Origin of the sequence: Kitasatospora sp. NPDC058965, from assembly GCF_042741245.1 — a bacterium.
In the GTDB taxonomy this organism is placed as follows: Bacteria; Actinomycetota; Actinomycetes; order Streptomycetales; family Streptomycetaceae; genus Kitasatospora.
Genome location: NZ_JBHYKG010000233.1, coordinates 1 through 13,900, shown reverse-complemented (window position 1 = coordinate 13,900; position 13,900 = coordinate 1). Strand labels below are relative to the sequence as shown.

Below are 13,900 nucleotides of genomic sequence, written 5' to 3'. Positions count from 1 at the left end.
GCCCGCTAACGAACCGGGCGGCCGCTCCGTCGTTCCCGCGGGCGTCAGGCGGAACGCTCGCGGATCTTGATCTCGAACCAGACCCCTTTGCCGCGGGGCAGCAGATCGGCGCCCCAGCGGTCGGCGAGGGTGTTCACCACCACCAGGCCGTTGCCGTACTCCGCGCCCGGCTCGGCGACGACCAGGCAGGGCAGCGCGCGGGAGGAGTCGCGCACCTCGACCCGCAGCCAGCCGGGGCGGCGCAGCATCCGCAGGCCGATGGTCCGCCCGCCGGTGTGGCGCACCGCGTTGGCCACCAGCTCGGCCGTGAGTAACTCCACCACTTCGAGCAGCTGGCCCAGCCCCCAGGCGCGCAGCACCGAGAGCACCAACTTGCGTGCCAGCGGGCCGGATTCGCCGCGCGAGGGGAGCCGCACCTCCTCGTTGCCGGCGGGGTCGCGCAGCCGGGGCAGCACCGTGCGCTCCAGCTCCCAGGGGGAGAGTCGTTCCAGGGCCGCGAGCGCCGACCGACCGTGCTCCGCCGCAGCGTCGGCGGCCAGGCCGCGATTGAGAGGTGCTGACTGATCGACTTCGCCCCATCCCGCCATGCGGACCATCATCGCGGTTCGCAGCGACCCATGTACGGACAATGACGAAACGATCACTATTCGATTGGCATATGACCCGGGCGGAAGGGGTCGTCCTACCAGGTGCTCCAGGGCATGTTCCAGCCGCTCAGGCCGTTGTCCGGATCCACCGCGGCGCCCTTGGAGTTGACGACCTTCACGACATCTCCCACCATCGACGCGTCGTAGAACTTGGCCGCGGTGGTGTCGGGGCCGCCCTGGTCGCCCGGGGCGTCCTCCAGGCCGACGCAGCCGTGGCTGACGTTCTCCGACCCGAAGGTGGCGTGCGAGGACCAGTTGTTGCCGTGCACGTAGGTGCCGGAGTCGGTGAGCCGCATCGAGTGCGGCACCTGGAGGTCGTACTCGCCCGGCTTGAGGCCCGGCACCGAGGCCGAGGTCATGTGGGCGGTGCCCTCCTTGGCCTCGATCACCATGGTGCCGTTGTAGGTCGGGTGGTCGTTGGAGCCGGAGCTGATCGGGATGGTCTCGACGTCCTGCCCGTCGCGCTGCACCACCATGGTGTGCGCGGCGGCGTCCACCGTGCTGATCTGCGAGCGGCCGATGGTGAAGGACTCGTCCCGGTCCGAGTTGCCGTAGACGCCCGGGGACACCTCGACGCTCTTCAGCCGCACGTGCACCTTGACCGTGGTGCCCGGCTTCCAGAAGTTCTCCGGGCGCAGGTCCAGCCGCCCGTTGCCCATCCAGTGGCCCTTGACCTGGGAGTTGTCGGAGGCCTCGACGGTGATCGCGTCGGCCACCGCCTTGGTGTTCTTGACCTGCATCCCGAAGTCGAAGGAGACGATCATGCCGACCCCGTAGGTGGAGCCGGTCACCACGTTGTCCTGGCTGCGCGAGGTCCGGGTCGGGGTGAGGGTGCTGAAGCTGCTGGTCGCGGTGGTGGCCACGCCGTTCTGGTCGGCCGCGTCGGCCTTCACCTGGAAGCTGTCGGAGACCGCCAGCGGGTTGGTCGGCAGCCAGCTCAGCCCGTCCGGCGCGATGGCGCCCGGCACGCTCTGGCCGGCCTTGTCCGTCACCGTGACCGCCGTCAGCCTGCCGCTGGTCACGCCGACCTTGAAGGCGCTCGGTGCCGCGTCCTGGGTGCCGCTCTTGGGCTCGATGTCCACCACGGCGGCCGAGGTCTTCGGCGCCGCCGAGCTCGCCGGCGCGGCCGGGCCGGTGCCGCCGGCGCCGGGGGCCGTGCCGCCCGCGGTGGAGTGTCCGCCACTGCTGCCGCAGGCGGTCGCCAGCAGCAGGGTGGTTCCGACCGCCAGCACCGCCCCCACACGTATCGAGCCCATACCTGTACTCCCCTTGCCGTGAGTCCCGTAGTGCCTATACGCGGCACCGGGTCCGCCGGTTCCCGCCGGGAACGGAACGGCCCGTACCGGAGGACGCCCTGGTACGGGCCGAACGTTGCACCGGATCGTCAACCGACCCGTTCGATTACCACTGGCTCCACGGTACGGTCCAGCCGCTCAGCCCGTTCGAGCCGCTGACCGTCTTGCCCTTGGAGTTCTTCACGATGACGACGTCGCCGATCATCGAGGCCGCGTAGAACTTGCCGGCCACCGAGTTGGCGTCGCCGCCCTTGGCGTCCTGCAGGCCGATGCAGCCGTGGCTGGCGTTGGAGACGCCGAAGGCGTTGCCCCAGTAGTTGCCGTGCACGTAGGTGCCCGAGTCGGTCAGCCGCATCGCGTGCGGGACGTCCGGCACGTCGTACTCGGAGCCGACCACGTTGGACACGGTGGCCGAGTTCATCCGGGTGACCAGGTCCTTGCCCTCGATCACCATGGTGCCGTTCCACGACGGGTTGTCGTCGTTGCCGGCGGTGATCGGCAGGGTCTGCACCACGGCGCCGTCGCGGGTCACCGTCATCTTGTCGGTGGAGGCGTCCGCGGTGGAGACCTGCGAGCGGCCGACGGTGAAGGACTCGTCGCGGTCGGTGCCGCCGTAGACGCCCGGGGACACCTCGACGCTCTTCAGCTTGAAGTGGATGGTCACCTTGGTGCCCGGCTTCCAGTACTGCTGCGGCCGGAAGTCGAGCCGGCGGCTGCTGAACCAGTGGCCCTTGACCTGGGTGCCGTCCGAGGCCTCGAAGGTGATGCCCTTGACGACGTCGTCCTTCTTGACGATGTCCTTGGAGAAGTTCACCGACACGATCATCCCGACGCCGTAGGTGGCGCCGGTGGAGATGTTGTCGTTGGCCGCCACCGTCTTCGCCGGGGTCAGCGTGGTGAAGCTGGAGTCGATCGCGGACTGCTGGCCGTTGGCGTCCACCGCCTGGGCGTTGACCTTGTAGGCCATGCCGACCGCGAGCGCGCCCGCCGGGCTCCAGCTCAGGCCGTCGGCGGCGATGGTGCCCTGCACCGCGTTGCCGTCCTTGTCGGCCACCGCGACCTGGGTCAGCTTGCCGTTGGCGACCGAGATCTTGACCGCCCCGCTCGGGGCCACGTCCTGAGACCCGTCCTTGGGGTCGACGGTGATCACTGCGGCCGACTGCTTCGGCGAGGACGCTCCCCCGGGCGCCGCGCTCGAACCGGCCGAGGCGTCGGCGGACCCGCCCGCCTTGGTGTCGTCCGGGCCGCACGCGGACGCCAGCACCAGCACACCGCCCGCCAGCAGTGCGACCGCGGCCCGGCGGGCCCCGGCCCGGTTGGCCCTGCTGCCTCTCGCGGCCTGCGCCGCCTGAACCGGCTCCACTGAGCGGCTCCCCTCCCGTTTCGTCCCTGACCGGACCGCATGCGGGCCCGCGCGACCGACAGGATAACTAAGCCGTCTGAGTGAATCTTCGGCGGGAGGGCAGTGGCCGAGCGGTGAAGTGATCATGGTGGGACCGGCCCGTTCCCCGCAGCCCGCCGCGCCACCCGGGTTGGACCAGTCCTGCGTTCAACGATCGGGTTCCCGCTGGGACACGAGGGAACGATTCCACTCACTGGACATCGGCCCGTAACAGATCGGGTCCTCGCGCGGAGGGTGCGGGTATGACGGCACGGCAGGAACTGGAGCTCGGGGTGACCCCGGCCACGGCCGAACCGCCCGTGGCCGGGGTCTGGCCGGGCAGCTGGCAGCCGCTCGGGGCCCGCCACCGGCACGGTCCGGACGGCGCCGACGGCACCAACTTCGCGCTCTGGGCGCCCGGCGCCGAGGCGGTGGAGCTCTGCCTCTTCGACGAGGCCGGTGCCGAGCACCGCCATCCGCTGACCGAGCAGACCTTCCAGACCTGGCACGGCTACCTGCCCGGGGTCGGCCCCGGCACCCGCTACGGCTACCGGGTGCACGGCCGCTGGGACCCGTGGACCGGCGCCCGGTGGAACCCGGCCAAGCTGCTGCTCGACCCGTACGCCCGCGCGGTGGACGGCGTCTTCACCGGCGCCGCCGCGCTCTGCGGCTCGGTCCGCGACTGGCCCGAGGCCGAGGTCGCCGACACCGTGCGGGACAACCGCGACTCCGCCCCGTTCACCGCCCGCGGCGTGGTGGTGCACGACGACGACGACTGGTCCGACGACCGCCGCCCCAAGACCCCGTGGGCCGAGACCGTGCTCTACGAGCTGCACGTGCGCGGCTTCACGATGCGCCACCCCGGCATCCCGCCCGAGCTGCGCGGCACCTACGCGGGCCTGGCCCACCCGGCGGCCGTGGAGTACCTGACCGGCCTCGGGGTGACCGCGGTCGAGCTGCTGCCGGTCCACCAGTTCGCCACCGAGGACCACCTGCACGGGCGCGGCCTGACCAACTACTGGGGCTACAACTCGATCGGCTGGTTCGCCCCGCACGGCGGCTACAGCTCCTCCGGCACCCGCGGCCAGCAGGTCGGCGAGTTCAAGCGGATGGTCCGGGCGCTGCACGCGGCCGGCATCGAGGTGATCCTCGACGTGGTCTACAACCACACCGCCGAGGGCGGCGAGCTCGGCCCGACCCTGTCGCTGCGCGGCATCGACAACGCCGGCTACTACCGGCTCGGCCGCGGCGCCCGGGGCGGGCGCGGCTACACCGACTTCACCGGCTGCGGCAACACCCTGGACACCCGGCAGCCGCAGACGGTGCGGCTGATCACCGACTCGCTGCGGTACTGGGCGGTCGAGATGGGCGTGGACGGCTTCCGGTTCGACCTGGCCGCCGCGCTGGCCCGCGGCAGCGACGACGTCGACATGCACCACCCGCTGCTCGCGGCGATCTCCCAGGACCCGTTCCTGAGCCGGGTCAAGCTGATCGCCGAGCCCTGGGACGTCGGCCACGGCGGCTACCAGGTGGGCAATTTCCCGCCGTTGTGGGCCGAGTGGAACGACAAGTACCGCGACACCGTGCGCGACTTCTGGCGCGGTGCCCGCCCGGACGTGGCCGAGCTCGGCTCCCGGCTGTCCGGCTCCTCCGACCTGTACCAGCGCGGCGGCCGCCGGCCCTACGCCTCGGTCAACTACGTCACCGCGCACGACGGCTTCACGCTGCGCGACCTCGTCTCCTACAACGCCAAGCACAACCTGGCCAACGGCGAGCAGAACCGGGACGGCACCGACGACAACCGGTCCTGGAACTGCGGCGTCGAGGGCCCGACCGCGGACCCGGCGGTCCAGGAGCTGCGGCTGCGCCAGCTGCGCAACCTGCTGGCCACCCTGCTGCTCTCCGCGGGGGTGCCGATGCTCACCGCCGGCGACGAGTTCGGCCGCACCCAGCAGGGCAACAACAACGCCTACTGCCTGGACGACCCGACCAGCTGGGTGGACTGGTCGCTGCTGGACCGGCCGCACTGGCGCGAGCTGCACGACCTGACCGCCCGGCTGATCCGGCTGCGCCGCGCGCACCCGGTGCTGCGCCAGCGCGCCTTCTTCTCCGGCCGGGCCAAGGTGCCCGGCGGCCTGCCCGACCTGACCTGGCTCAACCCCCGCGGCACCGAGATGACCGAGGCCGACTGGTACGCCCCCACCGCGGTGCTCGGCATGCTGCTGCGCGGCACCGCGATGTCCGAGCGCGACCAGCACGGCTGCCCGCTCACCGACGACTCCTTCCTGCTGCTGCTCAACGCCTCCGAGCAGCCGGTGGAGTTCGCCCTGCCGCCGGAGGGCGGCTTCGAGCTGCTGCTGGACACCGCCGGGCGCACCGGCGGAGCGCTCATGGCGCGATCCCTCCGTCTGCTGGGTCAGCACTCAAAAACCAGATGAGAAGTGACAGGGGCTGCGCCTACGCTCAACCGGATGGCCGAGACAGCTGCTCCCCCGCACCTCCAGCCCGCCGCCGGACCCACAAGGTCCACGGTGCGCTCCCTGCTCAGGCTCAGGTCCTACGCCCGCCCCATCCGGTGGCACCTGGCCGGCTCGGTGACCGCCGCCCTGCTGGCCTCCACCGCGGTGCTGCTGGTGCCGTTGGTGCTGGGCCGGATCGTCGACGGCCCGATCGCCCACCACGACCTGGCCGGCCTGTGGCCGCTGTTCACCCTGCTGGTGGTGCTCGGGCTGGCCGAGGCCGGGCTGTTCGGCCTGCGCCGGGTGCTGATCGCCCGTCCGCTCGGCCGGGTCGAGGCCGAGATGCGGGCCGACCTCTACGGCAAGCTGCAGCGGCTACCGGTCGCCTTCCACGACCGCTGGCCGTCCGGGCAGCTGCTCTCCCGGGCCACCTCGGACATGTACACCCTGCGGCTCTTCCTGGCCTTCCCGCTGGTCTTCCTGATCGTCAACTCGCTGATGTTCCTGTCCGGCAGCGCGCTGATGCTCTGGCTGGACTGGCGGCTCGGGCTGATCGCGCTGATCCCCTCGGTGCCGCTGATCCTGCTCTGCACCCACTTCGAGAAGGGGTACTCGGCCGCCTCCCGGACCGCCCAGGACCAGAACGGCGACCTGGCCACCGTGCTGGAGGAGTCGGTGCTGGGCATCCGGATCCTCAAGTCCTTCGGCCGCCAGCGCACCATGGCCCGGCACTTCCGTGAGCGGGCCGACCGGCTGCGCGGCACCGAACTGCGCAAGACCTGGATGCTGGCCGACCTCTGGGCGGTGATCGTGGGCCTGCCCGAGCTGGCGCTGGGCAGCGCACTGGCCGTCGGCGCGGTCCGGGTGGCGCACGACGAGCTGACCGCCGGCACCCTGATCGCCTTCCTCTCCACCGCGCTCGCGCTGCGCTGGCCGGTGGAGTCGATGGGCTGGCTGCTGGCCTACTCCAACGAGGCGAGCACCGCCGCCGACCGGTTCTTCGACGTGATGGACACCCCGGAGGAGGCGGCGCCCACCGAGCTGCCGGCCCCCCGCACCGCGGACGGCATCCGGCTCACCGGCGTCCGGTTCCGCTACCCGGACGCCCCCGCCGACACCCCCGACCTGCTGCGCGGCATCGACCTGCACATCCGCAGCGGCGAGACCCTGGCCCTGGTCGGCGCCACCGGCAGCGGCAAGACCACGCTGACCGCGCTGCTGCCCCGGCTCTACCGGGCCACCGCGGGCAGCATCACGCTGGACGGCCAGGACATCCGCCTGCTGCCGCTGCCCGAGCTGCGCAGCCGGCTCGCGGTCGCCTTCGAGGACCCGATCCTGTTCTCCGCCACGGTGCGCGAGAACGTGCTGATGGGCGCCCCGGAGGCGGACGAGCAGGCGCTGCGCCGGGCCCTGGCGGTGGCGCAGGCGGACTTCGTGCACCAGCTCCCGCAGGGCGTGGACACCGAGGTCGGCGAGCAGGGGCTGAGCCTGTCCGGCGGCCAGCGCCAGCGCCTGGCGCTGGCCCGCGCGGTGGTCGGCGACCCGGAGTTCCTGGTGCTGGACGATCCGCTCTCCGCGCTGGACGTGCGCACCGAGGCGCTGGTCGAGGCCGCGCTGCGCGAGGTGCTGTCCGGCACCACCGCGCTGGTGGTCGCGCACCGCCCGAGCACCGTGCTGCTGGCCGACCGGGTGGCGGTGCTGGCCGAGGGCGTGATCATCGCCGTCGGGCGCCACACCGAGCTGCTGGAGAGCTGCCCGCAGTACCGCGAACTGATGAGCGGGGCGATGGAAGAGAGTGTGACCCTATGACCACCGTGCTCGAACCCGCCGCGGTCGAGGACGAGGAGATCCCGGTCCCGCCGGGCGCGCCGCGCGCCCTGCTGCGCTCGCTGCTGCGTCCGCACCGCCGCCGGCTGGTCGTCGCCGGCCTGATGATCCTGCTCCAGCAGGCCGCCCTGCAGTCCGGCCCGCTGCTGGTGGCGCTCGCCATCGACCGCGGCATCCCGGCGCTGCGCCGGCACGACAGCGGCCCGCTGGTCGCGGTGATCGCCGCCTACCTGGGCTGCGCGCTGGTCGGCACCCTGCTGCAGCGCGCCTTCATCCGGCTCTCCGGCCTGCTCAACCAGGACATCCTGCTGGAGCTGCGCACCCGGATCTTCCGGCACGCCCAGCTGCTCGGCCTGGACTTCCACGAGCGCTACACCTCGGGCCGGATCATCTCCCGGGCCACCAGCGACGTGGACGCGCTGCGCGAACTGCTCAACGAGGGCCTGCAGGAGCTGCTCTCGGTCCTCCTCTCGGTCTGCTACATCGCCGTCATCCTGCTGGTGATGGACTGGCGGCTGGGCCTGGTCGCGCTGGTCTCGGTGCTGCCGATGTACCTGCTGGTGCGGATGTTCCGGCGCCGCTCCGGCCGGGTCTACCGGACCGGCCGCTCTGCGGTGGCCTCGGTGATCGTCCGGTTCACCGAGACGATGAACGGCATCCGTCCGGTGCAGGCCTTCCGGCGCGAGGGCGCCAACGCCGAGCTGTTCGCCCGGTCCAACCGGGAGTACACCCGGTCCAACGCCAACGGTCTGCTGGAGATGGCCCGTTACGTGGCCTCCTCGCGGGCCGTCGCGAACTGCTGGGTCGCCCTGGTGGTGCTGACCGGTGCCTGGCTGGTGACCGACGACAGCCTGGAACTGGGCGTGCTCACCGGCTTCGTGCTCTACCTGCGCCGGCTCTACGACCCGATCGACCAGCTGGCGATGTTCCTGAACAGCTACCAGGCCGCCGCCGCGGCGCTGGAGAAGATCGCCGGACTGCTCGCGCACGAGCCGTCGGTGGCCGAGCCGACCGCCCCGGTCGCGCTGCCGCCGAGCACCTCGGCCGGCCGGGAGGTGGCCTTCCGCTCGGTGGAGTTCGCCTACCGCAGCGGCAAGGTGGTGCTGCCCGCGTTCGACCTGGTGCTCGCCGCCGGCTCCACCACCGCGGTGGTCGGTGCCACCGGCGCCGGCAAGTCGACGCTGGCCAAGCTGCTGGCCCGGTTCTACGACCCGAGCGCGGGCACCGTCGCCCTGGACGGGGTGGACCTGCGCGAGCTGGCCGGGGCCGAGCTGCGCCGCGGCGTGGTGATGGTGACCCAGGAGTCCTTCCTGTTCTCCGGCACCGTGGCGGAGAACATCGCGGTCGGCCGCCCCGAGGCCACCCGGGACGAGATCGAGGCGGCCGCCAAGGCGATCGGCGCGCACGAGTTCATCACCGAGCTGCCGGACGGCTACGACACCGACGTGCGCAAGCGCGGCGGCCGGATCTCGGCCGGCCAGCGCCAGCTGGTCGCCTTCGCCCGGGCGCTGCTGGCCGACCCGGCGGTGCTGATCCTGGACGAGGCGACCAGCTCGCTGGACATCCCCGGCGAGCAGGCGGTGCAGCACGCGATGCGCACCGTGCTCGCCGGGCGCACCGCACTGATCATCGCGCACCGGCTGAGCACGGTGGAGATCGCCGACCGGGTCCTGGTGATGGACCAGGGCCGGATCGTGGAGGACGGCGCACCGGCCCGGCTCGTCGCGGGCGAGGGCCGGTTCGCCGACCTGCACCAGGCCTGGCGGGACAGCCTGGTCTGAGACCGCGTCAGCCGACGGTGAGCGCGGTGTCGTCGATGACGAACGAGGTTTGCGTCACGCCGCACCTGTCATGAAGGTGCTCAGGAAGTCGACCCACCCGACTTCCTGAGCACCCGTCAGTGGGCGGGGCGCGCCTAGCGCAGCACCCCCGCGTCCATCCCGGCCGTCGGGGCCGGCAGCGCCACCAGCCCGAGCTCGGCCGGCGAGGCGAGCAGCGGATGGGCCGGCAGCACCCGCACGGTGTAGCCGAACGGCCCGGTCCGGGTCAGCTCCAGGGTCCCCTCGTAGCGCTGGCACCCGTTCAGGTCGCCGCCGCCGACCGGCTTGAGCGACAGCAGCTCGGCCTCCCGGATCCGGTCCCGCTCGTCCACCGCGCCGGAGACCACCTGCACCTCGACGTCCTCGGCGGTCAGGCTGCCGAGCGACACCTGCACCCGCACCGCCAGCGAGGTGCCGAGCTCGGCCGCCTCGGCCACCGCCGCGTCCACGTGCTCCACCCGCACCGCCGGCCAAGCCTGGCGCACCCGGGCCTTCCAGTCGGCCAGCGCCTTGGCGCCGGGCCCGGCCAGCTCGCGCTGGGCCACCGCGGCCGGCGCGTAGAGCCGCTCCACGTACTCGCGCACCATCCGGCCGGCCAGCACCTTGGGCCCGAGGGTGGCCAGGGTGTGCCGCACCATCGCGATCCACCGGTGCGGCAGCCCGTCCGGTCCGCGCTCGTAGAACCGCGCCGCCACCTGGTGCTCGATCAGGTCGTAGAGCGCGCCCGCCTCGATCTCGTCGCGCTGGTCCTCGTCGATGCCCCGGCCGTCGGCGGTGGGGATCGCCCAGCCGTTGCGGCCGTCGTACCACTCGTCCCACCAGCCGTCCAGCACCGAGAGGTTGAGGCAGCCGTTGAGCGCGGCCTTCATCCCCGAGGTGCCGCAGGCCTCCAGCGGGCGCAGCGGGTTGTTCAGCCAGACGTCGCAGCCCGGGTACAGGTGCTTGGCCATCGCCATGTCGTAGTCCGGCAGGAAGACGATCCGGTGCCGGATCGCCGGGTCGTCGGCGAAGGCCACCAGCTGCTGGATCAGCCGCTTGCCGCCGTCGTCGGCCGGGTGCGCCTTGCCGGCCACCACGATCTGCACCGGCCGGGTCGGGTGCAGCAGCAGCGAGCGCAGCCGCTCCTGGTCGCGCAGCATCAGGGTGAGCCGCTTGTAGGAGGGCACCCGCCGGGCGAAGCCGATGGTCAGCACGTCGGGGTCGAGCACCGCCTCGGTCCAGCCGAGCTCGGCGTCGCCCGCCCCGCGCTGGCGCCAGGAGGCGCGCAGCCGGCGCCGGGCCTCCTCGACCAGCTGACCGCGCAGCTCGCGGCGGACGTCCCAGATCCGCGCGTCGTCGATCTGCTCCACCTCGCTCCACCGCTCGGCCCCGCCGACCGACATCGCCGCCTCGGCCCGCTCGGCGCCGATCTCGGCCGCCCCCAGGCGGACCACGGCCGGGTCGATCCAGGTCGGCGCGTGCACCCCGTTGGTGATCGAGGTGATCGGCACCTCGGCGGAGTCGAAGCCGGGCCACAGGGCACCGAACATGGTCCGGCTGACCTCGCCGTGCAGGGTGCTCACCCCGTTGGCCCGCTGCGCCAGCCGCAGGCCCATCGCGGCCATGTTGAACAGCTTGGGGTCGCCGCCCGGCCAGCTCTCCAGCCCCAGCGCCAGCACCTGGTCCACCGGCACCCCGCGCAGCGCGGCGTCGCCGCTGAAGTGGCGGGCCACCAGCTCGGCCTCGAACCGGTCGATGCCGGCCGGCACCGGGGTGTGCGTGGTGAACAGGGTGCCGGCCCGCACCGCCTCCAGCGCGGCGCCGAAGTCCGCGCTGCCGCGCTCGACCAGCTCCCGGATCCGTTCGATGCCCAGGAACCCGGCGTGCCCCTCGTTGGTGTGGAACACCTCGGGTTCGGCGTGCCCGGTCAGCCGGCAGAACGCCCGCACGGCGCGCACCCCGCCGATCCCCAGCAGCATCTCCTGGAGCAGCCGGTGCTCGCTGCCACCGCCGTAGAGCCGGTCGGTGACGTCCCGTTCGGCGGCCGCGTTCGCGTCCAGGTCGGAGTCGAGCAGCAGCAGCGGCACCCGGCCGACCTGGGCCTTCCAGACCTGCGCCACCAGTCGGCGGCCGGCCGGCAGCGCCAGCTCCACCCGGCAGGGCTCGCCGTCCGGCTCGCGCAGCAGGGTCACCGCCAACTCGTCCGGGTCGAGCAGCGGGTAGCGCTCCTGCTGCCAGCCGTCCCGGGTGAGCGACTGCCGGAAGTACCCGTGCCGGTAGAACAGGCCCACGCCGACCAGCGGCACGCCTAGGTCGCTGGCGGCCTTCAGGTGGTCGCCGGCCAGGATGCCCAGGCCGCCGGAGTACTGCGGCAGCGCGGCGGCGATGCCGTACTCCGGCGAGAAGTAGGCGACGGCCGCGGGCAGCGGCTCCAGCGACGCCACTTCCTGGTACCAGCGCGGGCCGCTCAGGTAGTCGTGCAGCTCGTCGGTGAGGTCGCCGAGGCGGCGCAGGAAGCGGCGGTCGGCGGCCAGCGCGGCCAGCCGCGGGGCGGGCACCTCGCCGAGCAGCCGGACCGGGTCCTCGCCGACGGACGCCCAGACCACCGGGTCGACGGAGCGGAACAGCTCCCTGGTCTCCGGGTGCCAGGACCAGCGCAGGTTAAGCGCCAGCTCGTGCAGGGGCTGCAACGGCTCGGGCAGGACGGTGCGGACGGTGAATCTGCGGATGGCCTTCACGGCCCGAAGCGTAAACCCGCGAGTGGGGCTGATGGGGCGTCAACTCTCGTAACACAGCTCCATTCGGGCGACAGATGAGATCGCGTCAGGCGCAGTCCGAAACATGGGGGGCGCACGGGGCGCACACCCTGGTGGGAGCGCACGCCCGGCTCGCGCGGGCCCCACGAACGGGCGGATCGGGGTGGCCGATCTGCTCCCCCGCACCACCACACCGGCCGCGAACCGAGTGGTAGCAGCCACGAACAGTGCGAGGATGGGCACAGGCCGCTGTCGCAGCGGGTCGGCATGGGTGGCGTACCCCCGTGCGGCGCGGTCGGTCCTCCGCGCTCGAATCCTTCCCCGACACTCCGTTAGCCCACTCGGCTCACTTGTCTCCCCGCAGGTGGGCCGACGCGTGTCCTCGTCACCGCCCCGGTCGTTGCCGGGGTGGGTCGGAATCGCCCTCAGGGCGTGCCGCGAGGCCGCGCGCCGGGACGCGCGCCGTCTCGCAGTTCCGGACCGCCGTGGCGCCGGACGACCGGCCGGTTCTCGGACACGGTGGTACGGGCAGGCTCCGGTCGCTCGTCAGTCCCCCACCCAAGTAGTCCTCTCCGGCGTCCCCGGCACTCGATCCGCCCCGGGACCGCCGCCGATCTCGGGCAGGAGTTTGACATGCACGGCGACACACGGAATCAGTCCGCACTGGTGTCCGAGGGGTTGGAGCCACCGACCGCGCAGGTGTCCGTTCCGGCCATAACGGAACCGGCCAGGGTGCGCTCCCCCCGAACGGCCGAAGCACCGTCAAAAACTGTCGCCCCCCGCCGGACCACCACCCGGCGCACCCCCGCCACCGCCAGCACGCCCCGCCCGGCCACCACGCGCCGGACGAAGGAGAACGACCCGATGATCGGCCGGATCCCCGTCCTCGACGTCGCCCCCCAGGTGGACGGCGGCCGCCGCCCCGCCCGCGCGGTCGAGGGCGAGACCTTCCTGGTCACCGCGACCGTCTTCCGCGAGGGCCACGACGCGGTCGCCGCCAACGTGGTGCTGCGCGACCCCAGGGGCCGCAGCGGCGGCTGGCTGCCGATGCGCGAACTCGCCCCCGGCACCGACCGCTGGGGCGCCGAGGTCACCCCGACGGCCCAGGGCCGGTGGAACTACACGGTGGAGGCCTGGAGCGACCCGGTCGCCACCTGGCGCCACCACGCCTCGGTCAAGGTGCCGGCCGGTCAGGACGTGGACCTGGTGCTGGAGGAGGGCGCGCTGCTGCTGGAGCGCGCCGCCGCCGGGGTCCCCAAGCGGGACGGTCGCCCGGCCGTGCTGCGCGCGGTGGACGCGCTGCGCGACGCCGCCCAGCTCCCGCTCACCCGGCTGGCCGCCGCCCTGGCGCCCGCGGTGACCGAGGCGCTCGCCCGCCACCCGCTGCGCGAGCTGGTCACCGCCTCCCGCCCGCACCCGCTGCAGGTGGAGCGGCGGCGGGCGCTGTACGGGTCGTGGTACGAGTTCTTCCCGCGGTCGGAGGGCGCGAGCCTGGAACCTGCGCGTTCGGGGACCTTCCGCACGGCGGCGGAGCGGTTGCCGGCGGTGGCGGCGATGGGCTTCGACGTGCTGTACCTGCCGCCGATCCACCCGATCGGACTGTCCTGGCGCAAGGGCCCGAACAACACGCTGACCCCGGGGCCGGAGGACGTCGGCTCGCCGTGGGCGATCGGCTCGCCCGAGGGCGGCCACGACGCCGTCCACCCCGACCTGGGCACCATCGAGGACTTCGACGC

At 72.9% G+C, this 13,900-nt stretch carries 8 protein-coding genes; 4 read left to right on the top strand and 4 right to left on the bottom strand.

The features are described 5' to 3' along the window. Nucleotides 1-44: 44 nt before the first annotated feature. From ACFW1A_RS29370 to ACFW1A_RS29360, 3 genes are all read right to left on the bottom strand, one after another. Nucleotides 45-599, bottom strand: coding sequence for an ATP-binding protein (locus tag ACFW1A_RS29370; protein ID WP_380413931.1), 555 nt, complete (start codon nucleotides 597-599; stop codon nucleotides 45-47). Nucleotides 600-682: 83 nt separating this feature from the next. Next, nucleotides 683-1,903 carry an Ig-like domain-containing protein gene (locus ACFW1A_RS29365; RefSeq protein WP_380413928.1) on the bottom strand — a complete coding sequence of 407 codons (1,221 nt, stop codon included), beginning with the start codon at nucleotides 1,901-1,903 and terminating at the stop codon, nucleotides 683-685. 145 nt (nucleotides 1,904-2,048) lie between these two features. Further along, nucleotides 2,049-3,305: an Ig-like domain-containing protein gene (locus ACFW1A_RS29360; protein ID WP_380413925.1), complete on the bottom strand. Its 1,257-nt coding sequence runs from the start codon at nucleotides 3,303-3,305 to the stop codon at nucleotides 2,049-2,051. Between the two features lie 281 nt (nucleotides 3,306-3,586). On the opposite strand from ACFW1A_RS29360, the gene glgX reads away from it, so the two are divergent. The 3 genes from glgX to ACFW1A_RS29345 are packed head-to-tail and all read left to right on the top strand — an operon-like array spanning nucleotide 3,587 to nucleotide 9,390. After that, nucleotides 3,587-5,761: a glycogen debranching protein GlgX gene (glgX, locus tag ACFW1A_RS29355; RefSeq protein WP_380413922.1), complete on the top strand. Its 2,175-nt coding sequence runs from the start codon at nucleotides 3,587-3,589 to the stop codon at nucleotides 5,759-5,761. Between the two features lie 33 nt (nucleotides 5,762-5,794). Further along, nucleotides 5,795-7,591, top strand: coding sequence for an ABC transporter ATP-binding protein (locus ACFW1A_RS29350; protein ID WP_380413920.1), 1,797 nt, complete (start codon nucleotides 5,795-5,797; stop codon nucleotides 7,589-7,591). Then, a complete protein-coding gene (locus ACFW1A_RS29345; RefSeq protein ID WP_380413918.1) occupies nucleotides 7,588-9,390 on the top strand; it encodes an ABC transporter ATP-binding protein in 1,803 nt (600 codons plus the stop codon). The genes ACFW1A_RS29350 and ACFW1A_RS29345 overlap by 4 nt, the downstream gene beginning before the upstream one ends. A 134-nt stretch (nucleotides 9,391-9,524) precedes the next feature. Here the strand turns inward: ACFW1A_RS29345 and glgP are convergent, their stop codons facing one another. Further along, entirely contained in the window at nucleotides 9,525-12,146 is a 2,622-nt protein-coding gene (gene glgP, locus ACFW1A_RS29340) for an alpha-glucan family phosphorylase (RefSeq protein ID WP_380413915.1), read from the bottom strand. Nucleotides 12,147-13,028: 882 nt separating this feature from the next. Between glgP and ACFW1A_RS29335 the strand changes: the two genes are divergently transcribed. Further along, nucleotides 13,029-13,900, top strand: an 872-nt coding sequence (locus ACFW1A_RS29335; RefSeq protein WP_380413913.1) for a maltotransferase domain-containing protein, incomplete at its 3' end; no start/stop codon positions are given.